Genomic DNA, 22,724 nt, shown 5'->3' with positions numbered 1-22,724 from the left:
CCTATATGTTCTCAAAACACTATGATATTAATTAATCATTCCCATATGCCAGACAATATTTGTTTGTGGATGATAGAAATGGAAAAGGTTTTTGAGTGGAATGTCTGTTTTAAGAGAATTATCGGCGGCAAATGATAAATCAACTCCACCAAAATCCAGCATTGGTGATTATATCACGTTATTAAAACCACGGGTTATGTCACTTGTTGTATTTACAGCTTTGGTTGGACTTGTGATGTCACCTGTTTCTATGAATCCATTTTATGGTTTTTTAGCAATATTGTGTATTGCTATAGGTGGTGGTGGTGCAGGAGCACTTAATATGTGGTATGATGCTGACATTGATGCAGTGATGGAACGTACCAAACATCGCCCCATTCCTACTGGCAAAATCAGCCCTAGGAAGGCATTTATTTTTGGCATGATTCTTTCTGTACTTTCTGTATTAATTATGGGGAGCTTCATTAATTGGTTTTCAGCAATTTTTCTTGCATTTACAATCTTTTTTTATGTCGTTATCTATACAATTTGGTTAAAGCGTAGAACGCCACAAAATATTGTTATTGGCGGTGCATCTGGGGCTTTCCCACCAATGATTGGATGGGCTGCGGCAACGGGGACAGTGAGTATTGAGAGCTTTTTGTTATTTTTAATCATTTTTATGTGGACTCCTCCGCATTTTTGGTCTCTTTCTTTGTTTTCTTCTCTTGATTATGACGCAGCGGGCATTCCTATGATGCCTAATGTACGGGGCGAAACTTCAGCAAAAAAACAGATTTTATTTTATACTGTGCTTATGGCAATATGTGCAGCAGGACCTTATATTACCGGTTTTGGAGGAATTTTTTATGGTATTTTTTCGACAGTTTTGGGCATTATCTTTATACATTTTTCTTATCGTTTGTGGAAAGCTGATACGCGTGACACAACTATTTTGATGGCGAAAAAAACATTTTTCTTTTCGTTATTTTATTTGGCTGCTCTCTTTGGAGTTCTTTTGATTGAATCCCTTGTATGGTGTTTTATTATCCGCTAGTACAGTGAAATGAAAATGCAAACTTAAAAGAGACGTTTTTCTATAGGAAAATGCTCTAGGAATACACTATATGGTGTACTATTATGGAAGAGGGTGATATTGCCAATTCTTTCTTTTTATACTGTTTATGTAGTGTATAAAGATAGTCTTTTTTGAACATATGATCAAAGTGAAAGATATTAAGGATGATTTATGACTATACTTCCTCCTTTAACAATGCGTCTTTGCGGTCCGCGTGGATTTTGTGCGGGGGTTGATCGTGCTATTCAGATTGTCCTTCTTGCATTAAAAAAATATGGTGCTCCAGTCTATGTTCGTCATGAAATTGTGCACAACCGCTATGTGGTTGAAGGGTTGCAGCAACATGGTGCTGTTTTTGTTGAAGAGCTTGATGAGATTCCAGAAAAACACCGCTGTCAACCTGTTGTATTTTCTGCCCACGGTGTACCGAAGTCTGTACCAGAAGAAGCGCGCTGCTATAATTTGTTTTATCTTGATGCAACATGTCCGTTGGTCTCTAAAGTTCATAAACAAGCGATACGGCATCAACGTCATGGACGTCATGTTATATTGATTGGTCATTCTGGTCATCCTGAGGTGATAGGAACAATGGGACAGCTTGAAAAAGGAGCTGTGACATTAATTGAAACGATTGAAGATGCTTTACATTATCAACCAAATGATCCAGATAAATTAGGATTTGTTACACAAACGACACTTTCTGTTGAAGATACAGCAGAGGTTCTCGATGTGCTACAACGGCGTTTTCCTATGTTAGAAGCTCCAGCTGCTGAATCAATTTGCTATGCTACCACGAACAGGCAAGATGCTGTTAAGGCAGCAGCGTTGGGAAGTGATTTGTTTTTGATTGTTGGAGCGCCGAATTCCTCTAATTCGCGACGTTTGGTGGAAGTTGCTGAAAGGTTTGGTGCGCAACGGGCTGTTTTAGTTCAGCGTGCTGATGAAATTGATTTTAATCGTCTGGGAGCTCTTTCCGTTGTAAGTCTGTCAGCAGGGGCTTCTGCTCCCGAAATTATTATTGATGAAATCATCTCAGCTTTTCGCGAGCGTTATGATGTTACAATAGAATTGGCTGAAACAGTGGTAGAAACGGAAACATTTTTGGTGAGTCGCGAATTACGTGACGTTACTTTGACACCTCAAGATATGGCTTTCGTTAATGGTCGAGTTAAGACGCTGAAAAATGAAAATCAGAATACACGCATGCCTATAACGAAAGCAAAATAATGGCCGTTTATACAAATATTCATCCAAATGATTTGAAGGTATTTTTGAAACGTTATTCGATAGGTTCGCTTTTGTCTTATCAAGGCATAGAAGAGGGAATAGAAAATTCTAATTTCATACTGTATACAACAGAAGGGAAGTTTGTTCTAACACTTTATGAAAAACGTATTTCAAAAGATGATTTGCCCTTTTTTTGTAGCTTGATGCAGCATTTAAGCCAGCGTGGAATTCCTTGTCCTCAACCAGTAGTACAAAGTGATGGGACAACGATTGGTGAACTAGCAGGACGCCCTGCTGCTATTATTACGTTTCTGGAAGGGATGTGGATTCGTCAGCCCAATATATGCCACTGTGGCGAAGTGGGAACGAGTTTAGCGCAGTTGCATTTAGCAGGACGGGATTTTACACTCAGCCGTAAAAATACCCTTTCTATTATGGACTGGAAGTTATTGTGGAAACATTGCCAAATGAGCAAAGATGCGTTGTTAAAAGAGTTTAGGCAAAGAATTAATATGGAATTGGTTTTTTTACAAGAAAATTGGCCGTCAAATTTGCCAACAGGCATTATTCATGCTGATTTATTTAATGATAACGTGTTTTTTTTGAATCATCGTCTTTCTGGTATTATAGACTTTTATTTTGCTTGTAATGATTTCTTAGCTTATGATTTAGCTATCTGCTTGAATGCTTGGTGTTTTGAACAAGATTATTCCTATAGTCTCGCCAAAGCACGTAAGTTATTGGAAAATTATCAAAAAATAAGGCCATTGCTCCCCTTAGAATTAAAGGCAATTATTTTATTAGCGCGTGGTGCGTCTTTACGTTTTCTTCTCACGCGCCTTTATGATTGGTTTAATACACCGCCGGATAGTTTTGTGGTTAAGAAAGATCCACGCGAATATTGGCACAAGCTTTGTTTTTTCAGTAATATAGATTCACTTAGTGAATTGGGTTTTTGAATTTTATGTTAAATCAACAAAAAGTCGTTGAAATTTATACAGATGGTGCATGCTCTGGTAATCCTGGAGTTGGAGGATGGGGAGCAGTTTTACGCTGGAATGGTCATGAACGTGAACTTTATGGTGGACAAGAGCACACGACTAACAATCAAATGGAATTAATAGCAGCGATTCATGCATTGAAGGCGCTTAAAGAACCCTGTTCTGTCGATCTTTATACGGACTCTGTGTATGTCCGCAATGGTATCTCTATGTGGCTTGAAGTTTGGAAGAAAAATCATTGGCGTACGGCGTCAAATAGTCCTGTGAAAAATATGGAGTTATGGCAAGCTCTTGAAGATGCTTGTTCTCATCATACTATCAGATGGCATTGGGTAAAAGGGCATGCGGGACATCCAGATAATGAGCGTGCAGACGCACTTGCTCGGAAAGCAATTACCAAGTATCGCGAAAATGGATACTTTCCAGCATAGTCCTTTTGGGATATTTTGCTTTTATCACGGAGTATCAAGAGAGTTTTATTGTGTATGGAGTATGAATGTTCCACTTAAGGCATAATTTTTAAAGGCAACTGTATAAAAAACTTTTTGATTTGTTTCCTTTGGTATAAAGTAGATGGGAGCACTGAAGAGTGTATATTCTGTATTTTCACGCACTTTTTTTGCTGGTCCAATTTGCATTTCTCCTCCATCTAAAAAGAGAGAAGAAGGTATGATTTTGTTGTTATTTTGTATTTTGATAAAGAGAGTGTTTATCTCTTTTTTAGCGCTTATTTGAAATTCAGGATGCGTTGTACGAGGTAAGGCATCTTGAGCCTTCTTTAACAGGGATAAAGGAAGGTGTTTGTTTTTTTGAACGGATAGAGAAAAATCAAAGTTAACAGTAAACGGAAGACAGATTTTATTACATAATCCAAGAGTTAAAGTGCCACTTAAATTTTTGCTTGAACCGGAAATATTAAAAGGCAATACTACTTTATCTTTATAGCCTAATGACCAGTCATTTTCTGTTTCATAAAGCTGTGGTGTGGGATAAAAGATTTCATAAGAGACTTGTTGGTTGAAGTTAAAAAATGGTGCAAAACCTGAATTCCCTGGATTGCGCCAGTATGTTTTCCATCCTGGTTTAAGAAGAATTTCAATAATGCCGTCTCTTCTTCCAGAAAAAGAGGGTTCGGTAATAGCTAGTCTGATACAACCACCATCTGATTCATACCAAGATGTTGGAAAAAGATATGCGTTTTGTTTCGTTTGAGCACTAACAGGGATGTTAATAAATTCTAAAAATATGAATGTTAAGCTTAAAGTAACTAAAAGTTTTTTATAAAAGAAAGTCGCGTTATTTTGTAAGTTTATAAGTATTTGAATTTTTTTCATTAGAGCTTTATTTTCCTTTTGTACGAACTGAGTTAAATTTTATTATGTAAATTGTGGAGAATAACAGATTGATGAAGCAGTGTAATGGCTTTTTGGGTGGACAGTTGCTCATAGCAATGCCAGGAATGAATGACAAACGCTTTATTCGTTCTGTTATTTATGTTTGCGCGCATTCTGATGCTGGTGCTATGGGGATTATTCTCAATCAGTTGCACCATATTGATTTTCCGGAGCTTTTGCTTCATCTTGGAGTCATAAACAGTGGACAAAAAAAAGGTCTTTCTGAACCAATAAAAAAATTTCCAGTACGCTATGGTGGACCTGTTGATCCTTCACGTGGTTTTGTACTGCATTCGGACGATTATGCTTGTAAAGAAACTGTTTCTATTGCAGATAAGATCTGTTTTACTGCAACGATTGATATATTAAAAGCGATCAGTTGTGAGCAAGGTCCACAACATGCATTGATAGCATTAGGTTATGCTGGATGGAAAGCCGGACAGCTCGAGGCAGAAATTTATACGAATGGTTGGCTGATTAGCTCCACATCGCCTAGTTTTCTTTTTGAAAGTAATTTAAATCGCAAATACGATGAAAGTTTGATCCGCATGGGGATCAACCCGACCTATCTCGTTTCTGAAATGGGGCACGCGTAGAGTGTCATTTTCCGAGTTTTTGATTTTATACAATGCCCTATACATTATGCTTTGATTGTATAAGGGAAATGATTTTGAACGAGAGTGATTAATTCTTCAATGGCAATTGGCTTAGTAACAAATGTGCTTTGAACATATTTACAGCCTTCTTGGCGTAAAAAGAGTGCTTCTTTTTCATTTTCAACACCTTCTGCGATAATTTGCAAATTAAGATCAGTTGCCATATTAATTATGGATTTGAGAACAAGCTTTTTCTTGCGAGAGTCTATTGAGATAAGTGAACGATCCAATTTAACCATGTCGAATGGATAACGTACGAGATAAGTAAGTGATGAATAACCTGTTCCAAAATTATCTAAAGCAAGATTCATTCCAAGAGCTTTAATTTGTTCAAGAAAGTGCGCTGATTGTTCAGGGTTTTTTCTTAAGACAAACTCGGATATTTCTATCATCAAGCTCCCTTTGTTGAGTGGGTAGCGAAGCAGGGCAGAGCGCAATTGACTGATAAAGCGAGAATGAACCATTTCTGTGCTTGGTAAATTAATTGAAATAAAGAAAGATTGTTTGGAAAATTTTTCTTGTACATTTGTAAGATCAATAACAGCATTATCGATGATAAATTCTGCCAAATCCATAACGATTTTTTCATTTTCTACGATCTTGATAAAGTCAGAGACATTTAAATTTCCATAACTTGGATGATGCCATTCTACAATTGTTTCAAAACCAATAATATGCCCATCTGATAAATTAAGGATAGGATGATAGAGAATTTTTATTTCATTACGCTTTATGGCAGCATGAATGTCTTTCCCCATAGTGTTATGCTCAATGCCTAACGTACGAAAATTTGGGCGAAAAGGTTCAATATGATTGCCACCCATTTGTTTTGCACGGATCATCGCCAGTTCGCTATCATTTAAAATATCTTTAGCGGTCGATCTACTTTCACTCCATGTAACCAGTCCAATTGAAGTTGAAAGTGTTATTTTTTTTTCTGTAAGTGAAATAGGTGCTGAGATTGTTTTGTGCAGGTGATCTGCAAATGCTGCAATTTTTTGTGGTTCAGTCTCACTGAGTAAAATGATTGCAAAACGGTCTGCGGAAAGACGTGATAAGGTATCTTGAAAGTTAATAAGACGGCTCAAACGGCGTGCAATGATAAGTAGTACAGTATCACCAACAGCTATGCCTAATTTACGATTAATTTGACGGAAATTATCAAAGTCAATCATAAAGACAGTTGGTTTAATTTTGATATTTGCTTTAGCCAAAGAGGTATAATTTTGCAGCCTATCAAAGAAGATTTGTTGGTTAGGAAGGCCCGTTAAGCTGTCGTGAATTGCATCATACAATAAGCGTTCTTCGGATTTTTTATGGTTGGTAATATTTACAATGGTTCCAATGACACGGGTAATTTTTCCATCTTTTTGCATAGCTGGGCGTGCGCGAAGGGAAAACCAATGATAATAACCACCACCAGAAGAGAGTCGAAAAATTTGATCGATACGTCCTTTTTTCTTTTTAAGAATGATGTCCAATATGGCTTGAAAGCGTTCACGATCCTCATAGTGCAAGGCTGAAATCCAGTTGCTCATAGGTCCATTGAGTTTGTGGGTTTCAGTACCAAAGAGGGTTGCCATGTTTGGGTGTACAACAATTCGGTCACGTTCAACATTCCAGTCCCAAATAATATTTCCAGCTCCCTTTGCTGCAAGTACTTGTTGTTCAAGATCAGAAAATATTCCTTCATGGAAAGCGTCATTGGAAAAAGTTTGTTGCATGACAGTAAAGCTTATAAGAAGAACAATGAGCACTAATCCTCCTGCTAATGCTGGTTGGATAATATCATTGTTTAAATACCCTGCTATGCAGGCATAAGCTCCAACACACCAAAAGCTAATGAGCAACCATGTTGGTATAAGCATGATTGCGCGGTCATAGCTTCGGAGTGAAAAATAGCTGATTAAAATTATACCAAGCACAGCGGTGAGGCCAAATGACATACGAGCGATACCAGCGGCTCTGGTCGGGTCATAAATAGCAAATGCTCCCAAACCACAAAAAGCGATGGTCCAGACAATTGCACCATAACTGAAGTGATAGTGCCAACGGTTAAGGCATAGATAAGTAAAAAGGAAAATGAAGAGGGTAGCGGCAAGTGCTACTTCTGTACTGGCACGCCAGATCGGTTGCGTTGTTAACGTCACTGCAAAGAATTTATTTAAAAAGTTAAAGTCGATGCCAATATAAAAGAGTACTGCCCAAGCGATAGCGGCTGTTGCAGGAAAGAGACCTGTTCCACGGACGACGAAGAGAACAGTTAATAAGAGTGCTAAAAGACCTGATATACCAAGCAGAATACCATGATAAAGCGTATAAGAATTGATTGCATCCTTATAGGCTTCAGGTTGCCATAAATAAATTTGTGGTAGATTTGCAGAGTTAAGTTCAGCTACAAACGTAACGACAGCGCCAGGGTTAAGTGTAATACGAAAAATATCAGAGTTCGCACTGGCTTGGCGATCGAGAGAAAAACCTTCGCTTGGAGTTATGGATTGAATTCGCGCTGATCCGAGGTCTGGCCAAAGAAAGCCTGAATGAGCTATGCGATAATGGGGTGCAACGATAAGACGATCGATTTGTTCATCTGTTGGGTTTGCAAGAGAAAATACTGCCCAGTTTCCGGAAAACTTTTCACTTTTTGCTTGCACTTCAATGCGCCATACAATGCCATCTGGTCCTGGTGCTGTACTTGTTTGAAAGATAGAGCTGTTTGTATGATGAATTTCAATCGCTTTTGAGAGGTCAAGAGCAGCATCTTGAGAAGAAATTTTAACGGGCTCAATTGCCTGTGCTGACGTAGGGTGGACAAAAGAACTAATGACTACAATGAAAATGATGTCAATGATTTTACGCAAACTCTTCACAATGTCCCACTCTCAATATTTTATGATGTTTAATTTTAACTTAGATTTTCTAGAAAAAACGTCTACCTTTTATAATTTTACCTGCATAACAAGCAGTTATTATTTTCTTTTGAAAAGTTGTACGATTTTATACAAAAATAAAGAAACATCTATTTGCCTCAATAAAGTTTGAAGCTGATAGAGTTTTATATTTTCGTAGGGCAAAATTAAACCATGAGTTTTTAGATTTCATAGATATACCTTCGCTTGCAAAACACTTTATCACATGAAGTCAAAATAGGGTAGTTTTGTACGCCTCTTTGATGAATATTTCCCAAACTTATTTAGTAAGAGAAACTTTTGCAGTAAATTTTATCATAAAATCTGTGCATGGTATTAAGTCACTGCTTTTAAAAACAATTTTCTATATCTCCAATATATATGAAAGCATTTGGAAAAAACTCTATTAAATCTTACTTGATTTTGTATGAAAGAATTGATGTTAAATCATCAAAATTCATGAGGGGGCCAACAGGTCCAACAGCGGCCAATGTTGGAGTAGAATTTATAAAAAGACGATGCGCTAAATCAGTTAATCTTGCAGGAGTAATGAGATCTAAGCGTTCAATTGTTTCAGATATTGGAATTGGTCGACCGTAAAGAAGCATTTGGCGGGCAATGAGATGTGCTTGACTAGATGGGTTTTCTTGTGACATTGTAAGGTTGGCGCGATATTGTGCTTGTGCGCGTTGAAGTTCATTGGCATGAATATTTTTGCTTGTCTTAGAAAGCTCATCAAGAATCACGGGAAGCAGTTCTTTTAGCCCCTCTTGTCCAGTAGCGGCATGAACTCCAAAAAGTCCGGTATCTGAAAAGCCCCAATGAAAAGCATAAATAGAATAGCATAATCCACGCTTTTCTCTTACTGCTTGAAAGAGACGCGATGACATGCCTCCGCCAAGAATAATGGAAAGAATCTGGGTAGCATAAAAATCTCGTGCATGATAAGCACGCCCTTCAAACCCGAGAACAACTTGTGTGTCCATGAGATCGCGATATTCGCGAAAATCGCCGCCGACATAATTTGCAAGGTTGGTGAGAGGCGCTGTTGAGTGAGGGCGAAAAGTGCTAAGACGGCTTTCGACCTCTTGCAGAAAATTTTCATGCTGTACAGCTCCTGCTGCAACCACGATCATACGGTCTGCACTGTATTGTTGATGCATAAAATTATGAAGGTCAGCAGATGTAAATGATTGGATTGTTTTTTGGGTACCTAAAATGGAGCGACCAAGGGATTGGTGACGAAATGCTGTTTCAGTAAAGTGATCAAAAACAATATCATCAGGAACATCCTGAGCGGCACAGATTTCCTGAAAAACCACTTGTTTTTCTCGTTCTAATTCATTGTCATCAAATTTTGAATGCATCAAAATATCGGCTAGAATGTCAATAGCAAGCGGGATATCGCTTTTGAGAACGCGCGCAAAATAGGCAGTTGTTTCAGTGCTGGTCGTGGCATTGATTTCACCGCCAACATCTTCAATATCGCTTGCAATTTGAAAGGCTGTACGGTTTTCTGTTCCTTTAAAGGCCATATGTTCAAGAAGATGGGCTATACCATGTTGTGTGAAGGTTTCATTACGTGAGCCAACTTTTACCCATATTCCAAGTGCTACACTGTCAATTTGTTGCATTGTGTGTGTGGCGATAGTCAAACCATTACTAAGGCGACTGATATCTACACGCATGTGTTTACGACTCCATTAAACAAGCCAATTGCCTCGTTATCAGGGCAATTGGAATATTCTTGATGTGAATTAATGCAACTAACTTCAATAAGATGCACGTGATTTTAAAGAAATATAATCTTTTACTATTTTTTCATCATTAGCAATACTTATAAAGCGTTCTTCGCGTTCCATTAAATCATTGAGACAAGATGGACATGGGGCATTAATCCCACAGGCATTTTTGATGGCATCAGGAAATTTAGCAGGATGAGCGGTGGCAAGGACGATCATTGGAATATATGGTTGCTTGTTTTCGCGCGCTACTTTAAGCGCAACAGCTGTATGTGGATCAACAAGATAGCCGTTTTCTTTATAAACACGGTCAATCATTTGCGCCGTTTCAGCCACGTTACTTTTCCCAGCAGAAAACAGAGAACGAATATTTTTGAGCTGCTTTTCACTAAGATTAAAACATCCTGATTTTTTCAAGTTTTCCATCGCATTGCGAATCCATACAGGATCACGTTCGCCACTTTCAAACAGTAGGCGTTCAAAATTAGAAGAAACTTGAATATCCATCGAAGGTGATGTTGTATGGGTGATCGGTCGTGTTTCATAAGTACCGCTGGTTAATGTGCGTGGGAGGATATCATTATCATTTGTTGCAATAACCAATTGGGCAAGGGGTAATCCCATACGGGCAGCAACATAACCTGCAAAAATATCACCAAAATTTCCAGTAGGAACAGTAAATGAGACAGCTCTATCAGGAGCACCTAAGGAAAGAGCAGATGAAAAATAATAAACAATTTGGGCCATGATACGTGCCCAGTTTATAGAATTAACTCCCGAAAGCGCTTTTTTTTGTCGAAAATTATGATCGTTAAACATTGCTTTGACGAGTGCTTGGCAATCATCAAAATTTCCTTCAATGGCTATAGCATGAACATTTGTGCTGTGGTTGGTAGTCATTTGTCGCTGCTGAACGGGTGATACGCGCCCTTTAGGAAACAAAATAAAAATGTCTGAGTGTTCTCTTCCAGCGAAAGCTTGTATTGCAGCTCCCCCAGTATCTCCTGATGTGGCAGCAATAATTGTTGCGCGTCTATTTTTTTTAGTGAGAACGTAATCCATCAGTCTAGAAAGAAACTGCATTGCGACATCTTTGAATGCCAAAGTAGGACCATGAAAAAGTTCAAGAATAAATTCATCTGTTCCAGTTTGCAATAATGGACAGGTTACTGGATGACGAAAGGTGGCATAAGATTCGGCAATCATATTTTCAAAAGATTTATATTCGATTTCGTTATTCATAAAGGGCCAAAGAATGGTTTTAGCAATTGTAGTATAGGATTGTCCGCGGAGCGCTCGTAATGCATTGGGTGATAATTGAGGAAATTTTTCTGGAAGATAAAGGCCACCATCACTAGCTAGCCCAGTCATGATCGTTTCAGTAAAGCCTAGAGCAGGGGCTTCACCTCTTGTGCTGATATATTTCATGAATCTTTACTTTCATTTATTTTCAGTGAACTAATGGAATTTTATATTTCATGTTTTTAACAATATTAAAATTATTAAATGAATAAAAGTTTGTTTGCTTATGCTTATAAATAATGGAGTGTCAATGACATTGGTACTTTAGACGTTTTGATACAGCACTTTGAATATTCAAGAACTTTTTCATCTGAAAAATTTAACTCTGTTATTCGTTAGTTTATTTTATAATTTGTGTTGCTTTCTGAATATTTGGATTAATGTACAGGATGGTATGGCTTGAAGACTTTTTTATAGAAACTTAATTTGTTAGTATCTATCTTTTGCTTTTAACTTTGCATAGCCAAAAATGCATATTACAATTAGGCTCTGCAAAATAACATATTATGAACATGTTGGAGGATTTACGAGGTAATTTCATGGTATTTTGTGCGTAAACTGTGTATTTTAAGAGGTCTTCATTCAGTTTAACTTATCTGTTTTCACGCTAAGAGGTATTATATTTATTCTATGCCGTATTCTTAGTAATGAACAAATCTTCCACAAAAAGCACAAAAAAATCCTACCCCAATTATTTGAGGCAGGTTACAATATAAACATGGCTTTTTTAATAAAAGAAAAAACAATCGGATAACTTTAAATTATTTAGAAATTATCTGGTTTTTTAGTTTTACTTTTTTGTTTTACCTATTCCTATACCGATTATTGCGCTGAATATAGCCATAACAAACCCAGTAAAGAAACCGAAAACCATGGATCCTATTGTGGTAAAAGTTCCTAGTCTAATGGGTTCAAATACGTGCTCAATTCTTGCTTCAATGGTATTTTCATTTCCCATTCCATAATTTAAACTCGGAATAGAAAGAGCAGCCATACGGATTGCTTCTTTTTTTCCTTGTTCTATTACAAAAAGGGAAACATCTTTTTGTTGTGGGGTGTTTGTCAAATGATTTGCATTAACATTCACAACTTGTGAAAGAAAAAAAGCAATCGCTATAAAAATACTTAACACATAATTTTTAAGTACTTTGTTCATAATTTCACCTCAAATACTTTCTAATTTCAGCGTAGATAATCTAACGCATAGATGGAGCCAGTGAACACATTAAAAGAGATGTGCAAGTGTCCGTGGTTCTTACTGGTTGTGATGAGGGTTATTGTTTTTGTTCAATAATGAACAGATAATGTGGCTACGCTTGAGAAATATTTTAAAGAGTTCCATCTTTATCAGCTCACAAATGTTTAGGTGAGGATTTGATGAGTGCTGTTATACAATTTATTACCCACCCTATGACCATACCTACTATAGCTGTTCCGTACCCAGATAACATCGCAACACCGAAAGTCCCTAGTGTGATAGGTTCAAGTACCTTCTCAATCTTTCCTTCAATGGTAGCTTTGTTTTCTACTCCATAATTTAAATCTGGAACATAGAGAGTAGCCATACTGATTACCTTTTTTCTTCCCTGCTTTTCTAAGGAAATAGAAATATTCTCTTTTTGAGAGTTATTTCTCAAATGATTTGCATTAACATTCACAATTTGTGAAAGAAAAAAAACGATCATTATAAAAATATTTAATACGTATTTTTTAGACATTTTTGTCATAATTTTACCTCAGATACTTTAGTGTATAAATAAACATAAGGGATAGAGCGTGTTGCCTATATTTACTATTTAAGGCAACAAAAATTCGCTCTGTTATGTACTCCAATAATGATTTTTTTTAACACATAATGAATCTATCTTTATGATTTAATAGTGAACAGCTTCATTTGAACATTAACACTATGTCTTTTATCCATCCTATGATTGAACTTATGAAACTTACTGCATATCCAGCAATCATTATCCCCATTCCTACCGTGAGGGGTTCGACCACCTTTTCAACTTTTCCTTCAAAGGTAGTTTTATTTCCCACTTCATAATTTAAGCTTGGAATATAGAGAGTAGCCATACTGATTGCTTTTTGTTTCGCTGCAAACACAGAGGAAGCCTCTTGTTGAGAGCTGTTTTTCAAGTAATTTGCATTAACATTCGCAACTTGCGAAAGAGAAAAAGCGGTTGCTATAAGAATACTTAACACATAATTTTTAAACACCTTTACCATAATTTTACCTCAAGTACTTTCTGTTATTAACATTGATATATTGACATACTTACAAAGAGGATAAGTTCACTTAAAAATATCAAGTTCAACTATCATTTGTCTTTCAAAGAAAAATATAAATCATTATGTATTTTCTTGTCAACAAGAAAAATACTATTTGTTGTAATATGATGCATAATATAGTTATATTATGTATTTCATATTCTGAAAAAAATATTTTAAAAATTTATAAAATAAGAAAATTGTTGTGATAATATGATGATTTTGTAAGAAATAATTATTTTTTTGTCGTTTAATACATATTTTAAAATGCTTTGTTTACATATCACATATAAGTATGTTGTATATTATTTTGAAGATAATTTATATTTAAATAATAATATGAACGCGTAATTAGAAAATTTTAATTATAGAGAGAATAATAAAAATAGTTCAGTTTATCTATGTTAAAGGAATTAAATATATTATATAGAAGAGATCGAATTACATTACATTTTTTTGAAATATGTTCAGATATAAGTTTTGATTTAAAACTTTAAAGAGAGTAAATTTAGTGAATTCTTGAGTTAGCTCTCAATGTGCATGTAATAAACAGCCTAAAAGTTTTGATTTTCGATTCATTAATGAATTCTCTGTATATATCAATACCAAGTTTATTGATAGAATATTATTTGTGACAAGAGTTGCTATGACTTATATCTAGAGAGCACGGTTTAAGAGTTATCCGTTATGACGTTTATCTACGTTGTTATAAACACATGAATGGATGTATATGTCTATGATTATAATAATTTAATTCTATATTATAGAGACAAAACAAATTGATACTTTTCTCACAAGAAGTAGAGCTTAAATTGTATAAGAATAAAGTAGTTTACTGATTATAAAAATGGTAGAGGCGCATACGAGCTATTTGTTATATACAGCCAATGCAGTTATGTATTAGTTCTTATAAGCACATTGTAATTGAGAGAAGAATAGCTTGGCAACAATATTACTTGAGAGAATTTATGAGCTTATATATGTTCAAGGAACTTTTTTATGATACGTCTTGCCATACTGCCATTGCTTCTAAGACTTCTCCTAAATAAGCATGTTTGGCGATAGTCGTGTCGGCACCAGCATCTGCAAGCGCATTAGAGTGGCCAAGGTAACTATGCGATCCTCCAGTAAAACCAATGGTGCGCATGCCCGCTGCTATTGCAGCATGTACGCCATGAAGTGAATCTTCTATGACAATAGTATTTTGGGGCTTGGCATGTAATTGTTGTGCAGCAAAAAGAAAAACATCAGGAGCAGGTTTAGTTTTTTTCGTTCCAACTTCAGGTGCAGAAAATATTTTATCTTCAAAAAGATCATAGAGATCAACGGCAGTGAGCATTTCTTTTATATCTATGCTTTTTGCATTAGAGCAGATACAGTAAGGGTAGCGAGATTTAACATTTTCTATAGCTTCTCTTATCCCATCGATAGCACGTAATTCAGTTTTTATTTGTGTCCGAAAAATATTTGACATTTGACCGATAAGATGAGCAGAAATTGGCTTTCCTGTTTCTTGTTCAACTTGTTTAAGAATATCGTAAAAGATAAGTCCTGCATAACGCTTACTTAATTCTTCAGGTGTTATTTCATATCCTATTTGTTTCAGTAATTGAGATCCAATTTTTGCTGCGAGATATTCAGAGTCTACCAGTACTCCATCACAATCAAAAATAATGAGATCTATCTGAGGCATGAGATATTCCTTTACATAATTATTTATAGCTTGAAAACTTTCATGAAAATGCCATTGAAACGATTTTATTTCATAAAAATACGCTTTGAAAGTGATTCTTATCCGTTTGACGAAATAAAAGATATGGGGACAGTGTGTTGAAGGGAAGAAAAATAAGGATTTGTCAGTGTGAAATTCTCTTATTTTTCTTGAAAAAATAAAAATGAATATCAATTTTGTAGGAATTTAACGATACGTTTACTCTATTTTGTAAATATAGATCAATAATGCGGGCCTATAAGCCATTCTGATTGATTATAGGATAAATTCAGTTCACGTTGTTGGGTTTTTCATGACAGTTATTCAGCTTCAAAAAGATTTCGTTCGTACTCCTTCACAGACTCTATGGCGCAATAAAATTTTCAAAGGGGATTGTGTTGCAGTACTAGAAAAACTTCCAAAACATTCAGTTGATATGATTTTTGCCGACCCTCCTTATAATTTGCAATTGGATGGTGCTTTATATCGTCCAGACCATTCGCTTGTTGATGCGGTTGATGATGAGTGGGATCAGTTTGAGAGTTTTGCTGCTTATGACGCTTTTACACGTGCATGGTTGCTTGCTTGTCGTCGTGTGTTGAAACCAAATGGGACGCTTTGGGTTATCGGATCCTATCATAATATTTTTCGGGTTGGTACGGCATTACAAGATTTAGGTTTTTGGATGCTTAATGATATCATTTGGCGCAAAAATAATCCCATGCCTAATTTTAGAGGACGTCGCTTTCAAAATGCACACGAGACACTTATTTGGGCTGTTCGAGATCAAAAGGATAAAAAGTATACGTTTAATTATGACGCCTTAAAAGCTGCGAATGAAGATTTACAAATGCGTTCAGATTGGCTTTTCCCTCTCTGTACCGGTGCTGAACGTTTAAAAGATGAGGCAGGGCGTAAATTACATCCAACACAAAAACCACAGGCGTTATTAGCACGTATTATTATGGCTTCTAGTAAGCCAGGTGATGTCATTCTTGACCCATTTTTTGGTTCAGGAACGACAGGTGCTGTTGCCAAACTTTTGGGGCGTGATTTTGTGGGTATTGAACGCGAACAAGATTACATAGATGCAGCTTGTGAGAGGATTGCTGCGGTTAAACCTTTAGACAAACCAGAATTGGCAATTTTGGATAGAAAAAAAGCAGAACCGCGTGTAGCATTCAATAGCTTACTTGAAGCCGGTTTGCTTTATCCTGGAGAAGTTCTTTATGATAGGAAGAAGCAAGTATCTGCTATTGTAAGAGCTGATGGTACGATCATGCATGGTGGTGAAGCTGGTTCTATTCATGCAATGGGAAGGAAGGCTCAAGATTCACAAAGCTGTAATGGTTGGACTTTTTGGTATTATGAGGAAAACGGACGGTTGAAGCCCATAGATAATTTAAGAATGATAATACGTTCACAGATGTTAAAAACTGGTGTTCTATGAAGTAGCAAGTTGGCATCATCACTATATTTACCAGCTCCCAATATTGTTCTTGTATTTAAACGTTTCATAAGAAGAATATTGTCTCTTTTCTTGAATGTCTTTATCCACATACCAATTCTGCTTGTTATGTGTAAGCGAACGTTTTTTATGGCTCATCATAAGAGGTTTTCATTCAATCAACAAAACAATAAATTATCATTATAAATCAATGTATTTTATAAAAATGAAACATTGCATATTGAATTTAAAAATTCGTTTCTCCGGTGAAGAGAATTATTTTAATTTAAAGGAATTTGGAATTGCTACGGAAATGGCTTTTTTCATAACAGTAGGAAGTGCTTCCTCGGCAAGATACTGAATGTCGCACCACCAGCCATTTTCATGATTCATTTCGTAAACACTATTAGTGTAGTAAACGTCGAGTTTCAGAGAAAAGTGAGTAAAAATATGCGTAATTTGTCCTTTGAATTGCCAATTGGCTCTAAATGGCGCATTTTGGAGTCCGTTTTCGTTGTCTATCCCAATATTGTTAGGAATTTGAGTCATTCCACCTAGAAGTTTTTTACCCTGTCGTTTTTCTAAATAAATTTGTCTATTTTCATTTAGGATAACAAAAGCAACACCAGTTTTTGAAGGGCGTTCTTTTTTAGGAGCTTTGACTGGAAAGGACTCTGTCATTTGCATTTTTGCTGCTCTGCACAGGCTTTGCAAAGGGCAGAGGTAACAAGATGGTTTACGTGGTGTACAAATGGTTGCTCCGAGATCCATCATTGCTTGAGCAAAGTCACCAGGGCGTTTTAAAGCAGTAATTTTTTGTGTTTTTTCCTTAATTTCAGTTTTTGCTTTTGGCAATATTGAAGCGATAGCAAATAAGCGGGCGACCACGCGTTCCACATTACTATCAACAACCGCTACAGGGTGGTTAAAAGCAATTGCAGCAATGGCTGCTGCAGTGTAGTCTCCAATACCCGAGAGAGTTCGCAATGCTTTTACGGATTGGGGGAATTGCCCTCCATAATTGTCGATAAGCTGCTTAGCACAATTCTTAAGATTACGTGCACGTGAATAATAGCCAAGACCAGCCCAAGCTTTCATGATATCATCTTGTGAAGCTGTCGCTAAAGAGGAGAGATCAGGCCAAAGTTTTAAAAATTTTTGAAAATAAGGCTTTACAGCTTCGACAGTTGTTTGTTGAAGCATGATTTCAGAAAGCCAAACCCGATAAGGATCAGGGCGGATGCCTTGTGCTTGTTCTTCAGGAGTAATCCGCCATGGTAAACGTCGATGTTTCTGATCGTACCAAGAAAGGAGGTGCGAAGAGATTTCATGCATAGTTGTTTTCAACCATAAAGAGATGTAAAATGCAAAAGAAAAAAGCATTTATTTTGCAACTTATGGTTTGTCCTTGGCCATTTATTATAGGACTTCTGGTTAGATGAATATGGGAATTTAGCGGTATTTGATTAGTTTTTAGAGAAATAGCACTTAGATGAAAGAGAAAATTATTATAGATTTAGTAAATGATTTTATGATGATTTAGAAAAATGAGCAAGCAATTTCAAGAACGTCATTTTTATACTCTTTCTGAGACGGTGTTCAAAGTGCTTGATCCGGTTTTACGCAAGCGGACAGGGATTAATATTGCACTTATAGAACATTGGTCACAGATTGTAGGCTGTGATATCAGTGAACATACAATGCCGTTAAAAATTGTTTGGAAACATCGTGTGCATCAAGAAGAAATTTTCCAACCTGCAACACTTGTTGTGGCGTGTGAAGGAGGAGCTGTCTTAAAATTGATGCATGAAAAAGATGAATTGCTCCATAGAATTAATGTTTTTTTTGGATATGTTGCTATTGATCGTATAAAGATTGAGCAAAGCTTTGTATCTACTCTAATAAATCACTTACCGATAAAGCTAGGTCCAAATGAAAAAGACAAAAAACGTATAGAAAAAATGCTTGAGGAAGTTGAAAATGAAAATTTACGTCAATCACTTTATAAACTTGGTTGTTGCATTTTCGCAGAAAAAAATAAATAAATAGCAAGGTATTTTATATATTTTCCTTTAAGTATATGAGAAAGCGTTGGATTCTTATTCGTTTAATAACAACAGAAAAGTATTATTTATGGTAAAGTGTCGTTCTTTTTTGTCTTTCGGGATGATTTTTCTCTTTATAACAGCTGTACACATCAGTGCAACTATCGCTTTAGCTAATGGAGTTAAATCAGTTTCAACTGTTGATATGGCTGAACTTCTTCAATCAGGTAAGGTTAAGGATAGGTTTGAGGGAGAAGAAAATGCACCAGTAACAATTGTTGAGTATGCTTCATTGACATGTGTTCATTGTGCACATTTTTATAATGATGTACTTCCTCAAATTCGTAAAAAATATATCAAAACAGGAAAAGTAAAACTTATTTTCCGAGAGTATGCTTTTGATCCTCGGGCAACAGCAGGTTTTATGTTGGCACGCTGTGCATCAGAAGATCGCTATTTTCCTTTGATAGAAGTTTTATTTCAGAAACAGCAAGAGTGGGCTTGGGTGCAAGATGCTGTAACACCATTGAAGAAAATTAGCTTAATGGCGGGTTTTACGGATGAAAGTTTTAAGGCATGTCTAAAAAATCAGATCATTTTAGATGAAGTAAATGCATCTTTTGAACGTGGTAAAGAGCTTGGTGTTACAGCGACACCTACTTTCTTTATCAATGGTAATAAGTATGAAGGTGCTATGACGGCAGAATCTTTCTTTTCGGTGATTGATAGTTTCCTTAAAAACTAATTTTTTTTACAGAAAACGGGATTTGATATTTATGGTTATTTCCTTTTTAGAGGGTTAGTTTTGTGCATTTATGAAGCAATATTTTCTTTGGTTTAGCTAATTTGAATCGAAACATTGCTTTTGATGATGAGCTTAGATCAAATGGCGTTTTGGTGCTGATATGAGAGGACTTGTGCAATGGTAAAATGGGTTTATAGTTTTGGCGATGGCAGTGCGGAGGGAAATGCAAGCAAGCGCAATCTTCTTGGTGGCAAAGGGGCAAATTTGGCGGAAATGAGCAATCTTGGTTTGCCTGTACCTCCTGGATTTACCCTTACAACGGAAGTTTGTAATTTTTATTATGCACATGATAAATCATATCCAGAAGAATTACGAGAAGTTATTAAGCAAGCACTTAAGCGCGTTGGTGAACAAACAGGGCGTGAATTTGGTAATGAAAAAAGGCCCCTTTTACTCTCTGTTCGCTCAGGAGCTAGGGCTTCTATGCCAGGGATGATGGATACAGTACTTAACCTTGGTATGAATGATGAGACTGTAAAAGCAATAGCTCTACAAGCTAATAATGAACGTTTTGCTTATGACAGTTATCGCCGTTTTATCCAAATGTATTCTAATGTTGTTTTGGGATTGGACCATTCGTATTTTGAAGAGATTCTTGATGAGTCAAAAGCACGCCATGGCTATGCCTTCGATACAGAAATGACAGCGGATAATTGGAAAGATGTTATTATTTCTTATAAAGCATATGTTGAAGAAAAGTTAGGGAAGTCTTTTCCGCAAGATCCTGAACAACAGTTGTGGGGAGCGATTGGAGCAGTTTTTTCCAGTTGGATGACAGCCCGTGCAATTACTTATCGGCGTTTACATAATATTCCTGAAAGTTGGGGAACGGCAGTTAATGTGCAAGCGATGGTTTTTGGTAATATGGGTGAAGATTCAGCAACGGGTGTTGCTTTTACACGAAATCCATCGACAGGGCAAAAAGAGCTTTACGGTGAGTTTTTAGTGAATGCGCAGGGTGAAGATGTTGTAGCAGGCATTCGGACCCCCCAAAATATCACTGAAAATGCACGTGTTATTGCGGGTTCAAATAAGCCATCTTTAGAAGAGATTATGCCAGAAGCTTTTTTAAAATTGTGTCAGATTGCGCAAAAGCTTGAACAGCATTATCGAGATATGCAAGACCTCGAGTTTACGATTGAAAAAGGTAAATTGTGGATGTTGCAAACTCGTTCAGGAAAACGAACGGCTCGTGCGGCTTTAAAAATGGCAATTGAAATGGTTGAGGAGGGCTTGATAAGCCGTGAAGAAGCGGTGATGCGGATTGATGCAAAATCGCTTGACCAACTTTTACATCCAACACTTGATCCCAAAGCAACACGTTTTGTTGTTGCACGTGGTTTACCTGCTTCTCCAGGGGCGGCAACAGGTGAAATTGTTTTTACTTCGGAAGAGGCAGAAAGTGCATCAACAGAAGGTCGCAAAGTTATTTTGGTACGCGTAGAAACAAGTCCCGAAGATATCCATGGTATGCATGCTGCAGAAGGAATTTTAACAACGCGCGGTGGTATGACAAGTCATGCTGCTGTTGTGGCGCGTGGCATGGGAAAACCGTGTATTTCTGGTGCAGGTAGTGTGCAGATTGATTATAAAACAAACACAATGATTGCTTCAGCGCAGAGCTTTAAAAAGGGCGATGTCATTACGATTGATGGTGGAAGTGGAGAAATTTTCAAAGGGAAGGTTGCAATGTTACAACCTGAGCTTTGTGGAGATTTTGCAAAATTAATGGAGTGGGCTGATGGGATGCGGCGGATAAAAGTTCGAGCCAATGCTGAAACACCATCTGATGCGCGTATGGGACGTTCCTTTGGGGCTGAAGGGATTGGACTTTGCCGTACGGAACATATGTTTTTTTCTGGTGAACGTATTGTTGCCATGCGTGAAATGATTCTAAGTAATGATGAAAGTGGTCGTCGTAAAGCACTGGATAAACTTTTGCCAATGCAGCGCTCAGATTTTGCTGAATTGTTTGATATTATGCGTGGTTTGCCTGTTACTATTCGCTTACTAGATCCACCCCTCCATGAATTTTTGCCAAAAACGGATACGGAAATTCTTGATGTTGCAACGGCTATGGGAGTTTCTACTGAAGTGCTTGCTGAACGCGCACAGCAGTTGCACGAATTTAACCCTATGCTTGGATTACGAGGATGCCGTTTGGCTATTACTTATCCCGAAATTGCGGAAATGCAGGCGCGGGCCATTTTTGAAGCAGCAGCAGACGCTGCTCAAAAATCTGGATCTCCTGTTATGCTTGAAATTATGGTGCCGCTTGTTGCGCTAAAATCTGAACTTGATTTTGTAAAAGCTCGTATTGATCAGGTAGCTGATGAAGTAATAAAGAAAAAGGGAAGCGATATTCAGTACATGGTTGGGACTATGATTGAGCTTCCAAGGGCAGCTCTTCGAGCAGATGAAATTGCAGAAACTGCTGAATTTTTTTCATTTGGAACAAACGATCTAACGCAAACAACTTTTGGAATTTCACGTGATGATGCTGCTCCTTTTTTGGCAACATATTTTCAAAAAGGACTTTTAGAACAAGATCCTTTCGTATCCATTGACCGCAATGGAGTAGGGGAGCTTATTTCTATTGCCGCACAGCGTGGTCGTTCACAGCGTAGAAACATTAAACTGGGAATTTGTGGTGAACACGGAGGTGATCCTGCGTCTATTGCTTTATGTGAAGAAAATGATCTAGATTATGTTTCATGTTCTCCGTTTCGGGTTCCAATTGCGCGTTTAGCAGCAGCACAGTCAGCCATTGCAAAAAAGACATAAAGATTTCGAGTTTTTTACTGTGTGGCAGCAATTGTTGTATTTAGGTAGTTCATAAGAAGTGAGTGTATTTATTCTTTTCTTAAATATTTTTTATCCACAAGCTACTCTCTCTTGTAACATGCAAGCGAAGTTCCTTTATAAAAGAGTTTGAAATGAGGAAGTATTTCTGTATTCGGAATTTTCATTCAAGCTGTAAAAACGCTTAATTATTATAAACCAATATATTGTTTGAAGTGCGTAGAATAAATTGTATGTACTCTTCATTTCCTTCACTAAAATTAAAATTTCCAAGACACACTTTTAGTTGTATGTGTGGGAGAGAGAAAAGCCTGCCTTTGATGTATTTATGAAAAAAACATAAGGTAGAAGAGGA

General features: G+C 36.8%; 18 protein-coding genes. 9 read left to right on the top strand and 9 right to left on the bottom strand.

Features of this window, described 5'->3' with window-relative positions; genetic code table 11:
- The first annotated feature begins 100 nt into the window (after window positions 1-100).
- The 4 genes from cyoE to rnhA all read left to right on the top strand — a co-directional run bounded on the left by cyoE (window position 101) and on the right by rnhA (window position 3,716).
- Entirely contained in the window at window positions 101-1,036 is a 936-nt protein-coding gene (gene cyoE, locus LBE40_RS05415; protein WP_004860833.1) for a heme o synthase, read from the top strand.
- A 192-nt stretch (window positions 1,037-1,228) separates the two neighbouring features.
- Entirely contained in the window at window positions 1,229-2,284 is a 1,056-nt protein-coding gene (gene ispH, locus LBE40_RS05410) for a 4-hydroxy-3-methylbut-2-enyl diphosphate reductase (protein ID WP_004860835.1), read from the top strand.
- The gene (locus LBE40_RS05405) at window positions 2,284-3,243 is read left to right on the top strand and encodes a homoserine kinase (RefSeq protein WP_004860838.1); all 960 of its coding nucleotides are present in this window, start codon (window positions 2,284-2,286) and stop codon (window positions 3,241-3,243) included. Before ispH ends, LBE40_RS05405 begins: the two co-directional genes overlap by 1 nt.
- 5 nt (window positions 3,244-3,248) lie before the next feature.
- On the top strand, window positions 3,249-3,716 hold the full coding sequence (gene rnhA / locus LBE40_RS05400) for a ribonuclease HI (protein ID WP_004860840.1): 468 nt from the start codon (window positions 3,249-3,251) through the stop codon (window positions 3,714-3,716).
- 45 nt (window positions 3,717-3,761) lie between these two features.
- On the opposite strand, the gene LBE40_RS05395 is transcribed toward rnhA, so the two are convergent.
- Window positions 3,762-4,619 carry a protein-disulfide reductase DsbD domain-containing protein gene (locus LBE40_RS05395; RefSeq protein ID WP_004860842.1) on the bottom strand — a complete coding sequence of 286 codons (858 nt, stop codon included), beginning with the start codon at window positions 4,617-4,619 and terminating at the stop codon, window positions 3,762-3,764.
- Window positions 4,620-4,690: 71 nt separating this feature from the next.
- Between LBE40_RS05395 and LBE40_RS05390 the strand changes: the two genes are divergently transcribed.
- On the top strand, window positions 4,691-5,275 hold the full coding sequence (locus LBE40_RS05390) for a YqgE/AlgH family protein (protein ID WP_004860844.1): 585 nt from the start codon (window positions 4,691-4,693) through the stop codon (window positions 5,273-5,275).
- Between the two features lie 44 nt (window positions 5,276-5,319).
- On the opposite strand, the gene LBE40_RS05385 is transcribed toward LBE40_RS05390, so the two are convergent.
- The 7 genes from LBE40_RS05385 to LBE40_RS05355 all read right to left on the bottom strand — a co-directional run bounded on the left by LBE40_RS05385 (window position 5,320) and on the right by LBE40_RS05355 (window position 15,252).
- Window positions 5,320-8,205 carry an EAL domain-containing protein gene (locus LBE40_RS05385; RefSeq protein WP_004860847.1) on the bottom strand — a complete coding sequence of 962 codons (2,886 nt, stop codon included), beginning with the start codon at window positions 8,203-8,205 and terminating at the stop codon, window positions 5,320-5,322.
- A gap of 452 nt (window positions 8,206-8,657) precedes the next feature.
- Window positions 8,658-9,932: a M16 family metallopeptidase gene (locus LBE40_RS05380; RefSeq protein ID WP_004860850.1), complete on the bottom strand. Its 1,275-nt coding sequence runs from the start codon at window positions 9,930-9,932 to the stop codon at window positions 8,658-8,660.
- 84 nt (window positions 9,933-10,016) lie between these two features.
- Complete coding sequence (gene thrC, locus LBE40_RS05375) at window positions 10,017-11,414, bottom strand: threonine synthase (protein WP_004860853.1); 1,398 nt, start codon at window positions 11,412-11,414, stop codon at window positions 10,017-10,019.
- A 664-nt stretch (window positions 11,415-12,078) separates the two neighbouring features.
- Entirely contained in the window at window positions 12,079-12,444 is a 366-nt protein-coding gene (locus LBE40_RS05370; protein WP_004860856.1) for a hypothetical protein, read from the bottom strand.
- A gap of 196 nt (window positions 12,445-12,640) precedes the next feature.
- On the bottom strand, window positions 12,641-13,015 hold the full coding sequence (locus LBE40_RS05365; protein WP_004860859.1) for a hypothetical protein: 375 nt from the start codon (window positions 13,013-13,015) through the stop codon (window positions 12,641-12,643).
- Between the two features lie 163 nt (window positions 13,016-13,178).
- Window positions 13,179-13,517, bottom strand: coding sequence for a hypothetical protein (locus LBE40_RS05360; RefSeq protein WP_004860861.1), 339 nt, complete (start codon window positions 13,515-13,517; stop codon window positions 13,179-13,181).
- Between the two features lie 1,039 nt (window positions 13,518-14,556).
- Complete coding sequence (locus LBE40_RS05355; protein ID WP_004860864.1) at window positions 14,557-15,252, bottom strand: HAD family hydrolase; 696 nt, start codon at window positions 15,250-15,252, stop codon at window positions 14,557-14,559.
- Window positions 15,253-15,583: 331 nt separating this feature from the next.
- On the opposite strand from LBE40_RS05355, the gene LBE40_RS05350 reads away from it, so the two are divergent.
- The gene (locus LBE40_RS05350; protein WP_004860867.1) at window positions 15,584-16,720 is read left to right on the top strand and encodes a site-specific DNA-methyltransferase; all 1,137 of its coding nucleotides are present in this window, start codon (window positions 15,584-15,586) and stop codon (window positions 16,718-16,720) included.
- A gap of 273 nt (window positions 16,721-16,993) precedes the next feature.
- Here LBE40_RS05350 and mutY read toward each other — a convergent pair whose 3' ends face one another.
- The gene (gene mutY / locus LBE40_RS05345; RefSeq protein ID WP_252615169.1) at window positions 16,994-18,100 is read right to left on the bottom strand and encodes an A/G-specific adenine glycosylase; all 1,107 of its coding nucleotides are present in this window, start codon (window positions 18,098-18,100) and stop codon (window positions 16,994-16,996) included.
- Window positions 18,101-18,264: 164 nt separating this feature from the next.
- On the opposite strand from mutY, the gene LBE40_RS05340 reads away from it, so the two are divergent.
- From LBE40_RS05340 to ppdK, 3 genes are all read left to right on the top strand, one after another.
- Window positions 18,265-18,762, top strand: a complete 498-nt coding sequence (locus LBE40_RS05340) for a DUF721 domain-containing protein (RefSeq protein WP_004860872.1) — start codon at window positions 18,265-18,267, stop codon at window positions 18,760-18,762.
- 88 nt (window positions 18,763-18,850) lie between these two features.
- Window positions 18,851-19,507, top strand: a complete 657-nt coding sequence (locus LBE40_RS05335; RefSeq protein WP_004860875.1) for a DsbA family protein — start codon at window positions 18,851-18,853, stop codon at window positions 19,505-19,507.
- 177 nt (window positions 19,508-19,684) lie between these two features.
- Window positions 19,685-22,351 carry a pyruvate, phosphate dikinase gene (ppdK, locus tag LBE40_RS05330; RefSeq protein WP_004860878.1) on the top strand — a complete coding sequence of 889 codons (2,667 nt, stop codon included), beginning with the start codon at window positions 19,685-19,687 and terminating at the stop codon, window positions 22,349-22,351.
- Window positions 22,352-22,724 lie beyond the last annotated feature (373 nt).

This window comes from Bartonella taylorii (assembly GCF_023920105.1).
GTDB lineage: Bacteria > Pseudomonadota > Alphaproteobacteria > Rhizobiales > Rhizobiaceae > Bartonella > Bartonella taylorii.
Note: the sequence above shows the minus strand (reverse complement) of the source record. Positions and strands in the feature narration are given on the sequence as shown.

Bases quoted from the DNA above. Each gene is read 5' to 3' on its own strand.
- cyoE (WP_004860833.1), top strand. From the start codon at position 101: ATGTCTGTTTTAAGAGAATTATCGGCGGCAAATGATAAATCAACTCCA.
- ispH (WP_004860835.1), top strand. From the start codon at position 1,229: ATGACTATACTTCCTCCTTTAACAATGCGTCTTTGCGGTCCGCGTGGA.
- LBE40_RS05405 (WP_004860838.1), top strand. From the start codon at position 2,284: ATGGCCGTTTATACAAATATTCATCCAAATGATTTGAAGGTATTTTTG.
- rnhA (WP_004860840.1), top strand. From the start codon at position 3,249: ATGTTAAATCAACAAAAAGTCGTTGAAATTTATACAGATGGTGCATGC.
- LBE40_RS05395 (WP_004860842.1), bottom strand. From the start codon at position 4,619: ATGAAAAAAATTCAAATACTTATAAACTTACAAAATAACGCGACTTTC.
- LBE40_RS05390 (WP_004860844.1), top strand. From the start codon at position 4,691: ATGAAGCAGTGTAATGGCTTTTTGGGTGGACAGTTGCTCATAGCAATG.
- LBE40_RS05380 (WP_004860850.1), bottom strand. From the start codon at position 9,932: ATGCGTGTAGATATCAGTCGCCTTAGTAATGGTTTGACTATCGCCACA.
- thrC (WP_004860853.1), bottom strand. From the start codon at position 11,414: ATGAAATATATCAGCACAAGAGGTGAAGCCCCTGCTCTAGGCTTTACT.
- LBE40_RS05370 (WP_004860856.1), bottom strand. From the start codon at position 12,444: ATGAACAAAGTACTTAAAAATTATGTGTTAAGTATTTTTATAGCGATT.
- LBE40_RS05365 (WP_004860859.1), bottom strand. From the start codon at position 13,015: ATGACAAAAATGTCTAAAAAATACGTATTAAATATTTTTATAATGATC.
- LBE40_RS05360 (WP_004860861.1), bottom strand. From the start codon at position 13,517: ATGGTAAAGGTGTTTAAAAATTATGTGTTAAGTATTCTTATAGCAACC.
- LBE40_RS05355 (WP_004860864.1), bottom strand. From the start codon at position 15,252: ATGCCTCAGATAGATCTCATTATTTTTGATTGTGATGGAGTACTGGTA.
- LBE40_RS05350 (WP_004860867.1), top strand. From the start codon at position 15,584: ATGACAGTTATTCAGCTTCAAAAAGATTTCGTTCGTACTCCTTCACAG.
- mutY (WP_252615169.1), bottom strand. From the start codon at position 18,100: ATGCTTTTTTCTTTTGCATTTTACATCTCTTTATGGTTGAAAACAACT.
- LBE40_RS05340 (WP_004860872.1), top strand. From the start codon at position 18,265: ATGAGCAAGCAATTTCAAGAACGTCATTTTTATACTCTTTCTGAGACG.
- LBE40_RS05335 (WP_004860875.1), top strand. From the start codon at position 18,851: ATGGTAAAGTGTCGTTCTTTTTTGTCTTTCGGGATGATTTTTCTCTTT.
- ppdK (WP_004860878.1), top strand. From the start codon at position 19,685: ATGGTAAAATGGGTTTATAGTTTTGGCGATGGCAGTGCGGAGGGAAAT.